Here is a 20,673-nt window from a genome sequence, read left to right on the forward strand (position 1 = left end):
ATTGGAAGTTTCACCAATCGTCTAGAATGTCACTTGCTTTCACGATTTGCCCTAATAGCGGGAAAAGTAATGCGAACCGTTGTTCCAAAGCCCCGTTGACTAACGATTGTCACGCCATATTCTCTTCCGTAATGCAGCTTGATTCGTTGGTCGACGTTCCGTATTCCGTAGCCCACTTGAACGACTTTATCGGATGAATCAAAAATCTGCTTAATCTTATCAGGATGAAAGCCGATCCCATCGTCGATAACTAGAAACACAATGGAACCATTCTCTATCTTCCCAACAATTCTAATGTTAATACTGTCACCACACCACGCATGCTCAAGTGTATTTTCGACGAACGGCTGAAGGACAAGCTTTAACGTTTCATACGAGAATATGTCCATATCAATATCATAATGAACCTGCATACGTTCATCATATTTTGTTTGTTGGATGTCAATATACGCTTTGACCTGCTCCAATTCATTGAATATGGAGATGAGGCTTCTTCCATTATTGAGGGAGAGACGATAAAATTTAGCCAAATCCAGCACCATCAAATGTAGCTTCTCCACCTCACCAAATTTAGCTAACCGACTGATCGAGGAAAGTGTGTTATATAGAAAGTGCGGATTGATTTGTGCTTGAAGTGAGGCGAGCTCAGCCTCTTTCTTCTGTAAATTGGTTACATATACTTCTCTGATCAAGCCGCCGATATTATATCCCATCTCATTCAGCGCTAGTGAAATCCTCGTAAACTCATCGTTCCCTTTAAATAAAATCCGTTTGTGAAACTCCCCTTCTTGGAAGGAATCCAATACCGACACGATCTTCGTGACCCGCTTGGAGAAAAACCGTGATATGAAAAAGCCAGCAATGGAGAAAATGAAGAAACAAGCTAGACAGATCAGGATCGTTAAATTTCGAACTTTGGTCGTATCCCTCTCGATCAGATTCGTGGGAACGAGTGCAATAAGATTCCAATTCAAATCAGGTAGAACCTCTTGAATGACCAAATGATCTTTCATCTTCGTATCCGACCACACTTTGCCGATTGTCCATTCGGGTGAACCCGAGGAGACGACGATACGCTGCTGCTCGTCTGAGATGAGGATTGCCGTTCCTTCACTAATTTTCTTAAAATCAACACTTTCAAACATTTCCGATAAATAGACACTAATCCTTAGAAATCCAATCTCGCTAGGAATCACTTCATTGATGTCGACTAATCTTCTTAATAGTGAAATACGACCAAATTGATTATCATCCTCTATCCTCTTCCATTGCATCGTCTCTTTGTATTGCTCCACAGGAAACTCCTTATACCAGTGCTTCCCGATGATTCGTTTAATATGATACCAATCGAAGGATCGACTGTTAACCGTTAATGGATCCACATTAGTGTTTAAGTTATAAATTTCAGAAAGCGTATCGTTATGAAGATAGAAGCTCAGCCATACTTTGCTCCTTGTCGTTTCAATGGCTGTACGAAATTTGGGTAGCATGTACTTCTTAGTCGCCTCATAATTAACCCAACCTTCTTCATAGTGACGAAGGTGTCTAGCTAAAGTATCGTCCGTATAGAGCAGATCGGAAATGCGTATAATTTCACCAAATTTATATGCGATATTATCTTTCATTTGCTGCAATGTACCTTGTATATTGCTGCGTGTTTGTTGGCGTATGGATTCCACGAAGACGGAATTCGCTATGTAGCCAACTAGAAGAACTGGGATGATGATAAAAGCAGAATAAGAGAGCATCAGCTTGTAACCGAAAGGCAGGTATTTTCTCCCTGTGTTTGCTTGCACTTCCTCCCACTCCTTCCACTACAGCATCTTTAATGCTTTCTTCTATATTCAAGCGGGGTCATCCCACTCGTTTCTCTGAACTGTCGACTGAAATACGGCAAGTATCGATAACCGACCAAGCTCGCTACTTCATAGATTTTAAGATTCGTGCTCCTCAGTAGGCTTTGTGCCTTTTCCATCCGAAGGGCAATAATATAATCGCTGAAATTTTGGTTTGTTTCTTCTTTGAATACGAGTCCTAGATAATTGGGAGAAAACGAAAATTGGTTCGCAACCTCACGGAGCGTAATATTGTCATGCAAACGTTCACTCACACTTGCTATGATATCCTGTACAAGCTTTCCGTTCTTGGTATACTTCTTCATTTGCAGTAATTCGGACAATTCAAACACCCGATTCCGCAACCACGTATGAATATCATCAATCGTTTCAAATTGTAGCAAAATATCAAGGTTCTTGAGCTCTAAGCCAAGGAGCTTAAATAATTCTTCATTTACTGTGCGTAAATATTCGTTAAGCTTCATAACAACGTACATCGAGAAATTATGAATGGTAATCTTGGAGCCCATCCGCGAAGTGATCTGGAACAAACCAAATAGCTCATCATGAATTCGGACTAAATCATACTGAGACATTGCGACCAGCATCGCTTCCAAGTGTTCGTCCAAGCTTCTGACATCTTGAATTTCATTTTTACCAAGCTTTTCGTAACTGATTATTTTCCCTTTCCCCTGGAACATCTTAGCGTCTAATGCCTCAACCGCTTGACCATAAGAGATATGTAATTCATCCAGGCCAGTAACGATGCCGCCCATTCCGATTGTAATTGTGAAGGGGAAGCTCATCTGGATCTGTTGAATTAATTGCTTCATTTCCTCCAGTCCTATGCTCTGTTCGAGAAGTAAGGCATTTCTCTGCTTCGAGATTCTGCACATGTGTTCAATTCCATGCTGATTGAAATACGACGATAATGTCTCATAATAAGTCGTAAGCATATTTTTTCTTTCAATATCCGCATACGGATTGAGCTTCCACGAATAATCATCGATTTCCAAGATCACAATTTGAACAGGCCAACATAAGCTATCCAATTGGTATTCTTTATGAAGGAGATTGGAAGAAGCCCCTTCCACTGGAGGCTCTAGTAATTGCAGCAAGTATTCATTCTTAACGATGGGGACCATCTGCTTATAAGCTTTCTCTGTTTCTTGTACCTTTTTCTTCCCATTTAGGTCCTGACAGATTCTAATCAAAGAATCAATTAACTCCTTGTCGTCCATCGGCTTTAATACATACCCATGTGCGTTCAACGAGATCGCCTGTTTTACATAGTTAAAATCCTGATGCCCACTAACAAAAATAATCCGGAGATTCCCTTGCTTCTCCAGAGCCCTTTTGGCTAATTCTAGCCCCGACATATTCGGCATGCGAATATCCGTAACAAGAATATCGATTTCTTCTTTATCGATCACCTCACAAGCGGCGAATCCGCTATTAACGGCTCCGACGACCTCTAGACCAAGCTCCTGCCAAGGAATGAATTTGCGCATTCCCTCTAAGTCCAATATTTCATCATCCGCAAGCAACACCTTGTACAATATTACTCACTCCTTAGAAAATGAATATTGGCAAGGAGGATATACAGTTATGTATATCCTCCTTGCCTATGAACTCTCGCGGATCTTAGTTTCCGTTCATTTTCGCTACGTTTGCTTGCCAAGCACCTGTTTGGTAATCAAGTTGCTTCTGATAACCAACAGCAAACGCTTTTTCATTCGCTTCGTCAAGAATTTTCAGCACTTCTTCATCGCTCTTTGCGTACAATGCTTTCGCTCTGTACTCGTCGAAGATATCTTCAACTGCTTGAGTGGCAATACCTTCTTCGGAATCCTTGGATGGTAGCATATTTACAGAATATTCTGTAGCGTCTGCTTGTGTTTTCCAAGTGACTTCATATTGGTAATGTGTGTTCCAGTTCTGCTTCTCTATTGGCAATGTTGATTCATATTTCGCTTTAGTCGTATCAAGGAAAACAGTATTACCATTCCAGAAAATATTGTTGGAATCTGCTTGAAGCTTAGCAAGACCTTCTGGGTCTGAACCATATTTCTCTGTGAAGATCGGAGTAATTCCATCTGCTTCTAGGCCATCCCAATATCCGCCTTCAGGTCCCCACATAAGAACACGTTGACCTTCAGGTCCTGTGTACCAGTCAAGGAATGCGAAGATCGCTTCTGGATCTTTTGCAGATTTCGTAATTACACTTACATTCCATCCCAACTTACTGTAAGTACCTGGGAAGATTTTGTTTTTGTCCAATCCGGTCTTAGCGATCGGCCATGTTACGAAGTAACCAGCATCTGGATCAGCTTTTGATAGAATGCCGTTTCCTTCTGCTGCAAAGTCAGTTGGGCTAGAGCTAGCGTAAACTGCAACTTTACCGTTCAATACTTTTTCTTTTACTTGATCACGTGTTTGGGTCAGAGCATCTTGCGTCATTAACTTCTCACGGAACAATTTAGCAGCATATTGCATCGATTCACGGAATGTTGGATCAGCGAAGACCGAAGTCATTTTGCCATCTCTAGGAATAGAGCGGTTACCTACCCAACGGTTTAGAGCATTTTCTTCAAATGCAGTGTATAGAACATCTAGACCTTGACCGTCGATAACAAGCTCGGGCTCGAATGGTACAACGTCACTATATTTCGCTTTAACAGCTTTCAAGTATTCATAAAGATCGTCAGTCGTTTCCAATTTAGGAGAACCGAGCTCTTTATAGATTTTCTTATTCACAACATAGCCAGCGTTACCGTTTGGTTGATTCGTATACCAGTTCGGGAACTGATACAGCTTGCCATCATCACTGCGAAGCATGTTAATCGCTTCTGTGCTCAACCATTTTTTCAAGTTCGGATACTTTTCGATGTAGTCATCGAATGGAACTAGCATATCAGACTCAATCAATAGCTTAATATCTGCGGAGTGACGATCCGCCCAGATCACGTCTGGAAGAGTTTTCGATGCCATCATCGTATTCAGCTTTGTTTTTGCATTGTTTGCGGATTGAACAGCTGTGATATTAACCTTTTTGTTTTCTTTGATCCACTTAGAGGCAGCGTCTTCGCCCCATTTAGGCATTGAATACCAATCATAGTGACCGTAGAAGCTGAATTCCAGAGGCTCTTTACCTACTTCATAGAGATCAGCTACGGGTTCTTCGCTTGCAGCCTCACTGCCGCTTGCAGAAGGTGCTGTGCTTGCGCTTGGGGAGGATGATGCTCCGCCCTCCTTGTTGTTCTTACCAGAACAACCAGCTAGAACTACGGTTAACATCATTAGGACTGCAACTGAAACGAGTAGAGCCTTTTTGGTGCTTCTCATTTTCTAAATGCCCCTTCCTTTTTTTAGTATAATCTATGTTTAAAGCACAATGCTCTAAACTCAGGGATACAATCCTCTCATTCCTTCAAGGAGCCTACAAGCACACCCTTAACGAAATATCTTTGCAAGAATGGGTATACACAGATGATAGGAAGTGTAGCTACCATCATGATGGCCATCGACAAAGATTTACTCGTAATACTTTGCATTCTCCCGAGAATCGCTTGAGAGGCTGTATCGAGTGCTGAGGTATTCGCCGTAATCACGTTCGTGTTCAGAACCTGCTGTAGTAAGGTCTGAATTGGAATCAACTTCTCGTTCGTGATATAGATACTAGGCAAGAACCATTCGTTCCAATGGTAAACCGCCGTAAATAGCGCCAAGGTAGCGATGACCGGACCGGAAAGCGGAAGCACGATTCGTAAGTACGTTCCCCAATTTCCGCATCCATCGATTTTCGCTGACTCCTGTAAGCCATCCGGTAAACCATTAAAGAATGTCCGAAATATGATCATATTCCACACGTTGATTAACGAAGGAATAATGTACACCCAGAATGAGTTATCTAATCCAATTCCACGGATAAGTAAATACGTTGGAATCAATCCACCACCAAAATACATAGTGAAGATGCAGATTATCATATAATACTTGCGACCAATCATCTCTTTCTTGGTCATTCCATAGGCTAAGATCGAAGTGGCTAAGATGGAGGTAATTGTCCCGATCACAGTACGTAATATGGTGACAGTAAAGGCTCCTATCAATCTCTTATCCTTGAACACGGTGTCATAATTGTCCCAAGTCCAAGCTCTTGGCCAGAAGGTGATCCCCCCAAGAGCCGTATCTTTCCCCTCATTAAAGGAGATGACTAACGCATTCCAGAACGGATAGAAGGTTGTAAAGGCTAGCAGTGTCAAGAATATATAAATCGCAATGATCATCGAACGATCGCCGTAACCAAGTCTTCTCATGGATGTCCTCGCTTCCTTCCGTAAATTTGGCGCATTACCATAAGCTGTTTCCTGATCTACGGGCTAAGTAATTTGCCATTACCAGCATTCCAACACTGATAATAGCTTTGAATAAACCAATTGCTGTTGCATAAGCATATCGTCCATTTTGGATCCCCGTACGGTACACATAGGTATCTAGTACATCCGTTACTTCCCTCAGCAGAGGATTGGAACCAAGAAGTAAGATATCTTCGAAACCAGCATTCAATAGATTTCCCATTGCCAATATCATGAAAATAATAATGACTGGCATAATTGAGGGTAAAGTGATTAAGAACATTTGCTTGAGCTTGCTTGCCCCATCCATCTCTGCCGCCTCGTACATATGAGGATCGACACCAGCAATCGCTGCAAGATAGACGATTGATGCAAACCCGATGTCCTTCCAAACATTGACCGAAACTAATATTGCCCAGAAGTACTCGGAGATGGAGAGGAAGTTGATTGGCTCTTTGATTAGGTTTGCTTGCTCCAGAGCGATATTCACACTCCCATTATCCGTAGAGAGCATAGAGGTAAAAAATCCAGCCACGATAACCCACGATAAGAAGTACGGGAGATAACTAACGGTTTGTACAATTCTTTTGAAGGCCATATGTCTTACTTCATTTAATATCAGCGCAAGAAATATTGGAGCAGGAAATCCGATACAAAATTTTAAGAGACTCACAATGACCGTATTGCGCATAACTCTGGAGAAATCAGGACTGTTAAAAAACTGTTCAAAATATTTGGTGCCGACCCACGGACTATCCAAAAAACCTTTCATGATGTTGTAATCCTTAAATGCGGTTAGCACACCATACATCGGTAAGTAGCTAAAAACGAAAATAAGGAGCAAAGCCGGTATTACCATCAGCTGGATATCCCACTGCCTCAGGAATTGTTTGAATAGGCTATTCGACTTTTTATTCTGTACCGTAGTTTTATTAATGGTTAGCTGTGCCATTACCACCCCTCCTGCTGCCTTTGCTTCATACCTCTATCTTATAGGGTTGTAAGCGCTCATAAAATTTGCATCTTCAACTAAAAATGATACTTTGCAAATGAGTTTAACCAAATCTCTTTCATGGGAATGAAAAAAGGCATTTCTCCTAAGGTGGGAGAAATGCCTTTGAAATATGATCTTATCCTTATCAAGCTAACGTCTCGACGCACCTGTAACCTCTAATATTTTCGACGTGATCAAGGGTAGAGGTACCGTATGATCCACACAAGACAGCTCAATGGCTGATCTTGGCATCCCGTATACAATACAGGTTTCTTTGGATTCCGCAATGGTTGAGCTCGCACCGGTTTGCTTCGCCAGCACCATCCCATTCGCTCCATCATTGCCCATTCCGGTCATTAGAATAAAGTGCCTCTTAAGACTCTTTAATTGAGTAATCGAATCAAATAGTACATCAGCCGATGGTCGATGCCCATTTCGCGTGGGCTCCTGATTTAGCTTAATTCTGTATTCCCCATTTATGTGAACAGCAGTTAGATGATAATCGCCAGGTGCAACATACACCGTTCCGCCCAATATTCGTTCGTTATTTTCAGCCTCTACTACCCGAACACCAGATAATTTATTTAATCTCTCTGCCAATGATTTCGTAAACTTGGGCGGCATATGCTGAACCACAAGTAGCGGGTAAGGGAAGCTCGCGGGTAATGCTGTAATTACAGTTTCCAACGCCCTTGGTCCCCCTGTTGAGGTGCCTATGGCTAGAATTTGATTGAATTCCTTCATTAAGCCGGCCTGCACACTATCCTTATACCTTAAATCAACCTTCGAAGCAGCTCTATGGCTTGGGATCATTCGACTCACGGGTATTTGTGCGGCTTGTTTAATCTTAGATACTAATTCCTCTTTCACCTTAAATAAATCAAAGGAGACCGAACCGGATGGCTTGGAAATAAAATCGATAGCCCCGCTCTGGAGAGCCGTAATCGTAGCCGATGCCCCAGCTTGTGTGAGCGAGCTAAGCATTAGAATTGGTGTTGGACGTTGGGCCATGATTTGAGCTAAAGCCTCTAACCCGTTCATTTCCGGCATTTCAACATCTAAGGTCACAACATCCGGCTTCAGCTCATTGACCAGCTTAATAGCCTCCAATCCGTTACGAGCTGTTGCAATGACCTCTAATGCGACATCCTCCTCGATCAAACGTGAGATCAGCTTTCGCATGAATATAGAATCATCCACGACGAGTACCTTAATCTTTAACACCACATCTCATCCTTTATCGCTGATTGATTATGCCTGACACTTCAAGAATTAAAGCCACTTTCCCATCCCCTAATATGGTGGAGCCTGCGATACCGTTTACTTTGCCAATATAGGAGCCAAGTGACTTAATAACAATCTCCTGATTCCCGATTAGCCCATCCACGGCTAATGCCAATCTCTTCTCCGCAGAACCGACAATAACGAGCTGGATATGGCTTTTCTCCTCATTTCCTCTGGGCATATTAAAATGATCATGCAGCCAAACGATCGGGATTACTTGGTTACGCAATAAAATAACCGATTGTCCTCGTACAGTTTCAATATCGTTCCGTGTTATTCTTACAATCTCCGCGATATTGCTCATCGGAATGATGAAGGTTTGATCATTCAATTTCACAAGCAAGCCAATAATTATAGCTAGAGTTAATGGAAGCTTGATCTTGAAGCTAGTCCCTTGACCTAGTTGGGTCTCAATGTCGATGATGCCATTTAACTTCTCGATATGACTTCTGACAATATCCATACCTACTCCACGCCCCGAAACATCGCTAACCTTGCTGGCCGTCGAGAAGCCCGGGCGGAATATAAGCTCAATAGCCTCTCTTTCACTTAATAGTGCTTCTTCTTCTGGAGAAATAACACCCTTCTGCAATGCGGAAGTTCTCATTCTTGCGGGATCAATACCCGCTCCGTCGTCTTCCACGTAGATAACGACCTGATTATCTTCATGCGCCGCTCTAATTTGCAAGGTTCCCTTACGATTCTTGCCAGACAGCTCCCGTTGAGCTGGACTTTCGATACCATGATCGACTGCATTACGAATTAAATGAATAAGCGGATCTGCAATTTCTTCAATTAAGGTACGATCGAGCTCAGTGTCCTTGCCCCCGATAACAAGCTCAATCTCCTTGCCTAGATCTCGTGTGAGATCTCGTACCATTCGCGGAAACCGATTAAACAGCTGCTCGATCGGAAGCATCCTCGTTTTCATTACACTATCTTGCAAATCAGCTATAATTCGTGAGAGATGATCAGAAATTTGACCAAGCTCATTCACGGATTCTTCTGTGAACTGTCTCCTTTGTGTACGTTCCACCTGATGAATCCGAGTGTGGTCGATGACAAGCTCTCCGACCAGGTTCATTAGGTGATCCAGACGCTCCACACTGACACGAATCGTCTGAGTCTGGGTCTGTGGCTTAACATTAAATACGCTTCCTTGATCCTCAATTACAATTTGCTCCTGAACGTCGCTTTTCCGATCCGTTGATTCCGTTGATTCTATGGCTCCCATTAAGTCGGTCAATTGGGGCTCTATCTTAACCGCAGTAACTTCCGTTAACTCTGCTACAAGCTCCTGTAGCTCCTCATGACTTTGACTTCCCGCATATAGAAATTGGAGTTCAAGAGACTCATCACCTAGATCATCGATCCCATCTATGTCAGGCAACGCGTGAAGAACCTCGCCCCAATGATTGAGATTGGAGTGAATCACATAGAAGCGTGCTCCCCTAATCACACATTCGGGAGATAGCTTCAGACTAATCCAATGCACCTTAAGTCCATGATCTTGGCACTCCTGTATTTTTAGCGACTGTTCCAAGCTCAAAGTAGGTAGTTGAGAGAAATCCACGGATTCCCTAACTTCTATTTCCGTTGACAATTGAACAAACGACTGAAGATCACCAACACAACTGGATATATCCGTTAACGAACCATCGTTACGAAGAACATCTATCTTCAACTCTTTAAGACAGTCTAACGATTGGAAGAGGAGCTCGATAAGCGGGCCCGTAACCGCTATCGCTTTACCTCTTACCTGGTCTAACAAATGCTCCATCTCATGAGTTAAATTTTTCATTTCCTCATAACCCATAGCTGCCGATGAACCCTTTAGGGTATGTGCAGCACGAAACAAGCTTTGAATGACCCGGTCGGTTTCCCCTTCTTGCTCCAGCTGTAATATAACTTCATCCATCAGCTGTAGCTGCTCCTCGAGTTCTTCAATAAATACCTCTCTATACTCGGATAACATGGGTCATTCACTCCTCTTCACGAAGCAATACTTCATTAAGCTTTAAGATAGCAACGAGACCATTATCCGTTAGACCGATTCCCACGAAATAGTTGCCGTCTATCCCCCCCACCCGCTCAGGTGGGGCTTGAATATCTGAGAATGTAGCCACTTTATTAACGCGATCTACAATGATGCCAACCGTATCCTCTTGGTGGTGAACCACGATAATACGAGTCGTTCTCGAGTATTCCTGTTGTTCAAAATGAAACAGGTACCGCAGACAAATGACAGGCACAATCTTTCCTCTAAGATTAATGACCCCTTTCACATAGGGTCTGACATTTGGAATTTGGGTAATGTCCTGCATCTTAATAATTTCATGAATATCCTGAATTTGAATCGCATATTGTTCCTTCTCGATGACGAATTCAACGTATTGCTCTTTACTCGTTGCCTGCATAGTCTCACACTACCCCCTTATTTATTTGACTTTGAATATAGAAACCGCCTCATTCATGCCTTCAGCGAGTAATGCAAGAGAATGGGACGTTGCTGCCGTTTCCTCTGCTGCAGCAGCTGCCTCTTGACTGGCCGATGAAATACTTTCAATCGATTGCATCACTTCATTCGCTTGCGCAGCTTGCTCCTCACTCGCAGCGGCAATCTCGCCTACCTTCTGTTCCGTTTCATTAATCATCGCCATAATTTCTTTAAAGGCTTGTCCCGTCTGTTGGGATTGATTAACACCAGCCGCTACGGCCGATACACTTTTATGCGTATTTTGCTGCATTCCCTTAATAATGGACGTAATCTGTTTTGTTGCTTCCCCACTTCGTTCGGCAAGCTTACGAACCTCATCGGCAACAACCGCGAAGCCTCTACCCTGTTCTCCTGCACGTGCGGCTTCAATAGCAGCGTTTAGCGCGAGCAAATTCGTTTGTTCCGAAATATCATTAATTACTTCGATGATATCCCCAATTTTTACAGAGTCTTCTTCTAAGCGTTCCATTTGCGTACTGACCTGAGTCATACTTTCAATAGAATGATTGACTCTATCCCCGCCATTATGGGCAATTAATGTCGTTTTAGATGCCAAGATGGCCGCTTCCTCCGCACTCTGCGCGACGGAATTAATCGCTATAGATAACTCAGTGAACTGCTCATGCATCAACTGTGATGCCTCCGCTTGCACAGTGCTTCCCTTCGCAACCTCATCCGTTGTTGCTGAGATTTGTTCCGAGGCTGCCGCGACATTCTGAGAAGTGCTGAGTACCCCACCAATTAATTCTCGTAATTTACGAATCATATGATTGACGGAGGCGGATAAATGTCCGATTTCATCCTGTGAACGAATGGTGATTTCTTCGGTCAAATCCCCGTCAGCAATTTTTTCCGTGGCACTCATTAATTGTTGTAATGGTCCCATTATCGAACGAATAATTCCATAGATGATAAGGGCTCCGAGTAAAATGGCAATCGTAATCACAATAATGGCTGTGTATAGAATGCCACGAGTAGCCTGCGTTATTTCCGACATTTCGATGCCGCCGACGAGTTTCCACCCGGTTAGTTCATTGACTGTGTATACCGCCCTCTTGCTTTTCCCTTCAAACTCATAATCTAATGTGCCTGAAGCAGTCTCGTAGAATTTAGATATGATTGCACTGTCGCCTTTTGTACCTGGAGCAATTGTGGGATGAACCAAATAATTCTGATCTTCATCCAGAATTGAGACATAACCATTCGTACCGATCTTAATTTGGCTGATCGTTTCGGATAATTTGGATAAATCCAGATTTCCCCCCACCACGCCAGATCCATCGCTAGTTGTTTTAGAAGGGACGACGACTACATCTCCACTAGCCGCGGATACGGACGGCTTATTCACGATGGCTGTGCCTTTATGAGCCTTTGCTTGCACGTACCATTCCCTTGCCCTTGGATCATAGCCATCTTCCATCTTCTGTTTGGGAGATCGGATCATGAGTCCTCCCTCTGTACCGAAGAAAGCACTTTGAAAGTTTGGATGCACACTCTTATATTGATCTAGAATCTCTTGAATTTGGGGACTCTCCGCTCCCTCGATGTTAGCTTTATGAAATTGTGTGGAAAGGTAATCCATGTCTGAGATTGCTGAAGAAATAAGAGCCGTAATCTGATTGTTCGAGATTTCAAGACTTTGCGTTGCGTTATTCATAATCTGCTTCGTTACTGCTGTTGCCGCTTTCTGATAGGAGAACCACCCTATTGATATGCAAGGTACAATTAGAATGACGAGGAAGGCAACGATCAGTCGAGCTCTTATGGTTAGCTGTATTTTTCTTCTTAACATTTTGAATCCTCCCGTTTCCTATGTTTTATTTCTTATACAATTCTTGGTAACAATGAAAATCATAAACGATAGAAGAACTTTGGTAACCGAAAATGTATGGCGGGATCACGCAAAGTTTATGCGGTACCTTGCAAATAAACAGTAAATAACCCGTATCACATTATCGTGAACGGGTCATCCTCTTATGTAAACTATCGTTGTTGGACACTGTCTGAATCCTCTATTGATTAAAGTCTGTATCCGTCAAAATCCCTAACTGTTTAGCCTTAATCGCTGCTTCTATTCTCGATTTAACATTTAGCTTTTGGAATAGGTTAGTTAAACCATATTCAAGTGAACGCTGGCTCATCAGTACGATCTCTGCAATTTCCTTATTACTCTTGCCCTTAGCTATTTCTCTCAGAATCTCATATTCCTTATGACTTATGGCAGAAGCTGCTTTCTCCTCGTTCGACTCCGAGCCCTTGAATGTCGCTCTCTTCAATTGTTTAACTAGCGATAAGGGGAGGATGACTTCTCCCCGCAATGCACAACGTACAGCCGTGACTAACTGTTCCCTATTTGAGGTTTTGAGAATAAACCCAAATATCCCCGCTTCAATCATCAGATTAAAGTGGTTGTTAAACTCAAAGCCGGTATAAATTAATATGATCGCATCCGGACTAATTCTAAGCACTTGCTTGGCGAGTTCAATTCCATTGTCCTCACCGATATGTAGATCAAATAACATCACGTCAAAGGATTGAGTAACAACCATTTCCAGCGCTTTCTCGGCGGAATTAGCGAGATAGACCTGCATGTCCCCTTCCTGTTCAAGAATCATCTTCGTTCCCTCCATAACGGAGGGATGATCGTCTACCAACAGAATATGAATCATAAAATGCTACTCCTCTATGAGTATAATATCCTGCTTCCATTAATGGACAGGTATCGTAATAAAGATCTTCAACCCATTATTCTGCGCCGAGTGGAACTGTATCGTCCCTTCCATACTGCGAACCCGTTCCCTCATCCCGTAAATACCCATACTTGTAAAACAATCCTCCGTTCCAGTTACATCCATTCCGACCCCATTATCTCCATATTCTAAGCGTATATATTCGCTATCGTTAGATAACAAAATACGAACCTCCGTTGCAGACGAATGCTTCGTGGCGTTCGCTAGTAGCTCTTGAACAATTCGATACAGTCCAATGATGAAGTCATCATTCATGACACACTCGAAATACTCTGTATCAAATTGAATTTGATAGTTGGCACGTAATTGTGTAAATTCAAACAATGCCTCCAGCGAAGTAATTAATCCCTCTTTCATTAACATCGGCGGTCTGAGCTCATTACATGAAATACGTATTTGATAGATCACATCCAACAAACCTTGTGCAATTTGTCCAAGCTTCTCCCTTATATCCCCGGTAACCTCGTCGTCCTCCAAGAGCAGATCAAGCTTGCGGTACCAGATAATCTGCTCTTGGAGCGCAGCATCATGCAAATCCTGAGCGAGATGCTTCCTCTCATTCTCAGACAATTTGAATAGGAAGCGGAGCAGCCAAGGTGGAGCGATCTGCCGGGACGCTGTCTGTGCCAGTTCATTCGTTAAGTCTTCTATTAATAAGAAGTTATCTAGCAGAACACTGACATATCGTGTGATCGTAACAAGCCATACTCTTGTTGATGCAATCTCTAGTGTTATCGGCTTCTCATCTATCTGAAGTAAATAGCTTTTCCCCTTAAGTTCACCTATTTTCATAGAATAACCTTGTTCCGTCTCCATAATTTCACATAATCGATCGTGATTCTGTTCCACCTCAATAAAGCTTACCTTTGTAATCTTCAGTACATCTCGTATTTCTTGTAACAGTCGATCCTCCATCAGACTTACCTTCATCACACCAAAGAGATCGTGGGAAAGGCGGTCCAAGCTTGTCTGAAGGCGATAATATCTTTCCTCGCTCTCTCGAATCATTTGCTCCGTACGCTGTCTTTGCTCTTCTGCTTTCTTACGATCCCGAATATCACGAAACAAAGTTATTCCTGCGTTAGCTCCCTTATAGGGAATGGTGCTCGCTATGACTTCAACATCAACTACCTCACCGTCCATACGTAGAATCTGTTGTTCACTCAGAGGGGAGACACTAGGTTGCTTATAGATACCATCTAACCGCTCAATGACCTCAGCAATATAGTTCGGGGGAATTACCTCAAATATGGATTTTCCGATTAACTCGCTTAAGCTTGAGACTCCGAATAAGGCTAGACCTGCGAGATTAACATAAATAAACTTATAGCTACTATGGAGGACAATCGCTTCAGGGGACAATTCAATGAGACGCCGATTAAATTCCTCGCTTTCCAAGAGCGCCCGTTCGGCTTGCTTCCTTGCCGTAATATCATCAAACATAAACTGAATAGATGAAGAAACCGAATCGTAAATGGAGGTTAAAGAGATATCAATGACTTGATTATCCGATCGAACAATTTGGTATTCACTTGGGGGACAATAACCATTCAACACTGTATTTTCTAAATGTTCACTTACATAGTCACGGTATTTCGGGTGGACCCAATCCATAAGATTATTAACACTTGTGTCCCTCTTAAAGCCTAGACCTAACATCTCTGCTCCCGCTGGATTAATATAAGTGATTTCTTCTCCTTTATATATCGCAATCGCAATAGGTGAAAGCTCCACTAATTTACGATAACGTTCTTCACTTTCTTGCAGTGCCTTCTCCATTTCCTTTCTAATCGAAATATCTCTAGCAATGGTGTAGACGCCCATAACCTGATTGTCCACATAGATCGGGATATTCTTCATTTCCCAAGCATAAACCTTCCCATTCTTATGCTGGGATGTCACATTGTATTGCGGTGAATGTCCGTGTAGCGCCTGTTGGAAATGATCAGTCATAAGCAGTACATCCTGTACTCCGAATGTTTCCATAAGGCAAGGAGTTGCTTGATCATCCAACCATCTCTCTCCTGTGATGTTCTCAGCAGCAGGATTAATAGCCCGGAGATTACCTAGTGGATCCAATTCGCATACGACATCTGAGTTATATTCAAATAGAGATTTATACCGTTGCTCGCTTCTGTTCAGAGCGTCCTCTATCATTTTCCTCGACGTTATATCAGTCGCTGTACCATCAAGCCGTTCCACCAAACCAAATTCATTCTGACTAGGTATGATCCTAACTTGGATCCACCGCGTCTCGCCATTGGCATGAACAATCCGATATTCGCTGAAATCTGGCTTTCCTTGTCGCACATTTGTTGTTATTTGCTCGGAATAAAATGCATCTTCTTTATGGATAATGTCTGTCCAAGCGCGCATGTCCTTAAACCACTCAATCGGATAGCCAGTAATGGTCGTAATAGCATCTGACATGAACAATATTTTCTGCGACGCCATATCGTAACACCAAACGGACACATCAACGGTCTTCAGCATCGCTTGAAGCGAAATAAACTCAATTTCCAACTGCTTCTGAGCCGATCGTTGCTCTGATAAATCTAGAATAACCCCATTTATACGTTCAACCTCATCCTCCTGATTCACATCAGGGATCCCTACACTTTGAACCCATCTGAGCTCACCGGAGGGAATGAGAATTCTGTGCTCAATACTGCTAGCATGACCCTTACATAACTTCTCCATATGTTCATTGAACAAGGAATGATCATCTATATACACGATCTCAAGTAAACGATTGGGATTGTCGGATAATGTCTTACTCGTACATCCAAACCTGTTCTTCAAACCGGTCGACATTGTTAGCAGGTTAGCTCGCCTATCCATTGACCATGTATAGGCATTCCTATTATCGAATAACTTCATCGTGCGGTAATCTCTCCTTATCTAAACGAACAGAAACAAAGTCAGGTGCATCATCGAAAATCGGCAACAAGACTAAAATGGTAGGAATGGAGGAAACTGACTTACTTCTCTATTTTACACCAGAGTTCGAACCCTCGAACACCCTATGATATAATACACAGAAAGGGAATTAGCTACCCTTTATTATCAAACCTTTTGAGCCAAACTAAAAATATAAGTCGAACGGAGTCGGATGTATTGTCTACCTTACAAACACCTAAAAGCACCGTGATTATTGGTACATATGTTGATAAAGATAGCCCCTCTATATACGTATCAGATTTTGAAAAGGGTACCGGAGCGTTGACGATTCACCAACAATTAAGTGGAGTCAAAAATCCATCCTTCCTTGATATTAATCTGGATAAGGAAATCGTCTATTTTATTAACGTAAGCACAGATGAGGAAGGCCGTAATGTAACGGGAGTTGCATCCTATCAATTAAGTCCTGATCATCTCAATCTCACTCTTTTAAACGAGCAACAAAGCTTACCAGCAACTAGCTGCCATATAACACTGGATCAAACCAAGACGAACCTTATCGTTTGTTCCTATCACGGTGGGATGATCGGATTGATTCCCCTCGATAATGATGGGCTCGTGGGTAAGACCAAAGAAGTTCATCAACATACCGGTTCGAGCATCCTACCGATACAAACTCAGTCCCGCACCCATTCGGCAAATATAGATCCCACCAATCAATTCGTGATCGTAGCAGATTTAGGTGCAGATCGCATTGTCGTATATAAGCTTAATGCCGATCAGCACACTTTAACTCCACACAATGAAATCAGCGTTGCTCCTGGTGCAGGTCCAAGACATTCGGTTTTCCACCCTACCCTGCCTTATTTCTATGTTATTAACGAGCTCAATTCAACGATAAACGGCTATCAATTCGATGCTACACTTGGCCTACTAACTGAAATTGAAACCCTAAATACGCTGCCACCTGAATATTCAGAGTCTAATGCCTGTGCTGATATTCACATATCTCCTGACGGTTTATATTTGTACGGATCAAACCGCGGACATGACAGTATTGTGGTTTACCAAATCGATCCATCCAACGGAAAGCTCACGCTAGTCGAGCATGCCTCTACACTAGGAAAGCATCCGCGTAATTTTACCCTTTCACCAGATGGCGCGTATTTATTAGTTGCGAATATGGACTCGAATAATATTGTCACGTTTGTCAGAGATGCTATTTCGGGGAAATTACAGCCTAACGGGCAAATATTGAACGTGGCGAAGCCGGTGTGTATTCGTTTTGTAGAAAAGAAATAAGCATTTGTTTTAAACAAGTAATCCCCCCTGGTCATAAAGACTCTGGGGGGATTTTTTGTATTTTCATATCTGTGAGAATTGGCTGATGATTTGACTTAGCTTATTACCTATAACTTATAGTTTTACAATTTTCCCTGTAGCTTGGGATTCGAAAGCCGCCAGAATCACTTTAAGGGAGCGCAAGCCTTCTTCCCCAGAAATACTAGGAGGAGTGCTCGTCAATATGGACTCTACAAAGCTATCAATGACTCCGCTCGGAACTTGTTTCTCATTCGTAGCCATAACCCCAACTTTGTGTGTTTCCACATTACCGTTAGTCAGCTCGACGATAACCTCGTCACCTTCTACAGTACCTATCTTCATAACGCCCTTCTCACACCAGAGCACAGTGCTGTTATCTCCGCCTTTATATTGCGTCCAGCTAGCCGTAAGTGTACCGATTACACCACTCTTCATCCGAAGAATACAAGTAGAGTTATCATCAACGTCGGTGCCTTCTTTGTGAATCGTGCTAATAAAGCCTGCTACTTCGGCCACTTCATCACTCAGCAAATAGCGGATAAAGTCTGATTTATGCACACCAAGGTCGCCCATGGCGCCCATAGTTGCTTCTTCTTTCCTGAAGAACCAGCTCTCACGTCCATCAACACTCCAGCCTTCTGGACCTGGATGACCAAAAGATGTGCGGAATGTCAGCACTTTTCCAAGGCTACCGGAATCGAGAAGCTCTTTTGCTTTAACATGAGGTGGCATGAGCCGTTGATTGTGACCCACCATGAGATAAACACCATTTTTTTGAGCTGCTTCAATCATTTGCTCAGCTTCTTCAGCAGTGGAAGCCATTGGCTTCTCCACTAGAACGTGTGCTCCAGCGTTAGCCGCTGCAATTGTCATAGGAGCATGCAAAAAGTTAGGTGTACAGACACTAACTGCATCCACCTTTTCATTCTTCAATAACTCCTCATAGCTGCTATAACTTTTTCCACCGTAAGTATCTGCCATACTCTGAGCACGTTCAATGACTGGATCTGCGAATGCGACCAGTTCCACGTTAGGATTTGCTGCGTACTCCGGGATATGTCTACGCTGCGCGATGGCACCGCATCCAAATACAGCAACTTTAATTTTACTCATGTGATAATCTCCTTTTTTAATTGCGAATTGTTCTCATGATAATGTTGCACGATTTAATACTATACTACCTAAAAGTAGGCTATTATGTACATAAACGATATTGCAATAGCATGAACTATTTGCTTACTTTCTAGTTTGGAGGAAGTTTATCCTATGGAAACGAATCTATTATTTTGTGGTTATTCCTATCATACTCAGCCCTATAGTACCGGCTACAAAAGTGGTCTAAACAATTTCCTATTCCGTTTACAAATGGAAGGCTCCTGCATCGTGACTTGTCGTGGAACCGAGTACCATGTGCAAGCCGGTGATCTGTTATTGCTTAATCCTGGAGCCGAATACTTTCTTCAAGTTGAGCTTTCCAGCGAAGAAGGAAGGATATCAAGCGGAGATTATTATTTATTCTGTGAAGGAACATGGGTGGACACCTGGTGGGGCCGTATGGATCGTCCGGCAGTTACGAGTATAGGATCCGATGTTCAGCTTCTTGGCTTATGGAGAAATCTAATATTGGAGAAGAGCCGCGATCCCCATGGGGAAAATCTGGAGCTGATGGGCTATTTGTTACGCAGTCTCTGTTTGTATTTAGACAGAGCGATCACGGAAACGACGCAGACCAACCGCACTAGCTTCACCGCTTTACGGCTAAAACGATTCATTGAAGAGCATGCAACTACGACTTTTAAGCTAGAACAAGCAGCTCAGCATGCAGGCATCAGCTTATCGCGAGCTGTTCAGCTTTTCAAATCCTATTATGGTAAAACAATGATCCAATACGCCATCGAAATTAGGCTGAACGCAGCCTTGGAGCGAATGAAATACAGCACGATGACTCTCGATCAAATTGCTGAGACCTGCGGCTTTGCTAGCTATTCCTATTTCCATCGGGTGTTTCGTGCCAAATATGGGGTTTCTCCTACAAACTATCGTGCGAACAACCCCTGATTGTCCCCCTCCCTCCCGAATCGAATCTTCCACATCATTAATTAAAGCCAAAATAAATGTAGCCACTTATGTAAACACTCTTAAAAGATCCCGTATCCGGAAAGTAACTCTACAGTTAGGTGGGATCTAACTGCGTGACTGAAATCGCTGCTTAGTGGCTCAACAGTTAGCTGTGACCGAACTGCATGATTGAAATCGCTCATCAGTGACTCTGTAGTTAGGCGAAACCGAACTGCGTAGACGGAGACTCACCCAAGCGTCGTCACAATCACGTATGACTAGAAATCATGTACCTCTTGCATACGAAAAAAAGCACCCGCAAGGGTGCTTTCTTCATTGTTGGCCTGGCAACGTCCTACTCTCCCAGGACCCTGCGGTCCAAGTACCATTGGCGCTGGAGGGCTTAACGGTCGTGTTCGAGATGGGTACGCGTGGAACCCCTCCGCCATTATTACCAGACCAGACTTACTAAACAAGGCTTGCGCCTTGAAAACTGGATGCGAAGTAAAGCTTTATAGAAGAAGTGGTGTGTCATATGTCTTGCAGTGTCAATTCGCTTAGGATAAGCCCTCGACCTATTAGTACTCGTCAGCTCCACACATTGCTGCGCTTCCACCCCGAGCCTATCAACCTCGTGTTCTTCAAGGGGTCTTACGAATTGGGAAATCTCATC

The 20,673-nt window shown here is 42.9% G+C and carries 14 protein-coding genes and 2 rRNA genes; 2 read left to right on the top strand and 14 right to left on the bottom strand.

Translation table 11 applies throughout. The features are described from left to right. Positions 1-29 precede the first annotated feature (29 nt). The 11 genes from M1K58_RS28955 to M1K58_RS29005 all read right to left on the bottom strand — a co-directional run bounded on the left by M1K58_RS28955 (position 30) and on the right by M1K58_RS29005 (position 16,598). Complete coding sequence (locus M1K58_RS28955; RefSeq protein WP_256762408.1) at positions 30-1,748, bottom strand: sensor histidine kinase; 1,719 nt, start codon at positions 1,746-1,748, stop codon at positions 30-32. A gap of 77 nt (positions 1,749-1,825) precedes the next feature. Beyond that, positions 1,826-3,385: a response regulator gene (locus M1K58_RS28960; RefSeq protein ID WP_372339227.1), complete on the bottom strand. Its 1,560-nt coding sequence runs from the start codon at positions 3,383-3,385 to the stop codon at positions 1,826-1,828. A gap of 94 nt (positions 3,386-3,479) precedes the next feature. Then, the gene (locus M1K58_RS28965) at positions 3,480-5,180 is read right to left on the bottom strand and encodes a type 2 periplasmic-binding domain-containing protein (protein WP_256762394.1); all 1,701 of its coding nucleotides are present in this window, start codon (positions 5,178-5,180) and stop codon (positions 3,480-3,482) included. 77 nt (positions 5,181-5,257) lie between these two features. After that, complete coding sequence (locus M1K58_RS28970) at positions 5,258-6,154, bottom strand: carbohydrate ABC transporter permease (RefSeq protein ID WP_256762395.1); 897 nt, start codon at positions 6,152-6,154, stop codon at positions 5,258-5,260. A gap of 34 nt (positions 6,155-6,188) precedes the next feature. After that, positions 6,189-7,052: an ABC transporter permease gene (locus tag M1K58_RS28975; RefSeq protein WP_372339228.1), complete on the bottom strand. Its 864-nt coding sequence runs from the start codon at positions 7,050-7,052 to the stop codon at positions 6,189-6,191. A 285-nt stretch (positions 7,053-7,337) separates the two neighbouring features. Then, on the bottom strand, positions 7,338-8,411 hold the full coding sequence (locus M1K58_RS28980) for a protein-glutamate methylesterase/protein-glutamine glutaminase (protein WP_256762397.1): 1,074 nt from the start codon (positions 8,409-8,411) through the stop codon (positions 7,338-7,340). A 13-nt stretch (positions 8,412-8,424) separates the two neighbouring features. Next, entirely contained in the window at positions 8,425-10,446 is a 2,022-nt protein-coding gene (locus M1K58_RS28985; protein WP_256762398.1) for a chemotaxis protein CheA, read from the bottom strand. A gap of 7 nt (positions 10,447-10,453) precedes the next feature. Further along, positions 10,454-10,888, bottom strand: coding sequence for a chemotaxis protein CheW (locus tag M1K58_RS28990; RefSeq protein WP_256762399.1), 435 nt, complete (start codon positions 10,886-10,888; stop codon positions 10,454-10,456). 21 nt (positions 10,889-10,909) lie between these two features. Next, a complete protein-coding gene (locus tag M1K58_RS28995; protein WP_256762400.1) occupies positions 10,910-12,760 on the bottom strand; it encodes a methyl-accepting chemotaxis protein in 1,851 nt (616 codons plus the stop codon). A 220-nt stretch (positions 12,761-12,980) separates the two neighbouring features. Further along, on the bottom strand, positions 12,981-13,637 hold the full coding sequence (locus M1K58_RS29000) for a response regulator transcription factor (protein ID WP_256762401.1): 657 nt from the start codon (positions 13,635-13,637) through the stop codon (positions 12,981-12,983). A gap of 39 nt (positions 13,638-13,676) precedes the next feature. Continuing rightward, positions 13,677-16,598, bottom strand: coding sequence for a sensor histidine kinase (locus M1K58_RS29005; protein ID WP_256762402.1), 2,922 nt, complete (start codon positions 16,596-16,598; stop codon positions 13,677-13,679). 237 nt (positions 16,599-16,835) lie between these two features. On the opposite strand from M1K58_RS29005, the gene M1K58_RS29010 reads away from it, so the two are divergent. Then, positions 16,836-17,921: a lactonase family protein gene (locus M1K58_RS29010; protein WP_256762404.1), complete on the top strand. Its 1,086-nt coding sequence runs from the start codon at positions 16,836-16,838 to the stop codon at positions 17,919-17,921. Between the two features lie 114 nt (positions 17,922-18,035). Here M1K58_RS29010 and M1K58_RS29015 read toward each other — a convergent pair whose 3' ends face one another. Continuing rightward, entirely contained in the window at positions 18,036-19,055 is a 1,020-nt protein-coding gene (locus tag M1K58_RS29015; protein WP_256762405.1) for a Gfo/Idh/MocA family protein, read from the bottom strand. 153 nt (positions 19,056-19,208) lie between these two features. Between M1K58_RS29015 and M1K58_RS29020 the strand changes: the two genes are divergently transcribed. Beyond that, positions 19,209-20,000, top strand: a complete 792-nt coding sequence (locus M1K58_RS29020; RefSeq protein WP_256762406.1) for a helix-turn-helix domain-containing protein — start codon at positions 19,209-19,211, stop codon at positions 19,998-20,000. Between the two features lie 342 nt (positions 20,001-20,342). Here M1K58_RS29020 and rrf read toward each other — a convergent pair. Both rrf and M1K58_RS29030 read right to left on the bottom strand, forming a co-directional pair. Further along, positions 20,343-20,459, bottom strand: a 5S ribosomal RNA gene (gene rrf, locus M1K58_RS29025). A gap of 99 nt (positions 20,460-20,558) precedes the next feature. Further along, positions 20,559-20,673 (bottom strand): 23S ribosomal RNA (locus M1K58_RS29030); the annotation flags it as partial.

The sequence above is a fragment of the Cohnella sp. WQ 127256 genome (genome assembly GCF_024519285.1).
Lineage (GTDB): Bacteria > Bacillota > Bacilli > Paenibacillales > Paenibacillaceae > Cohnella.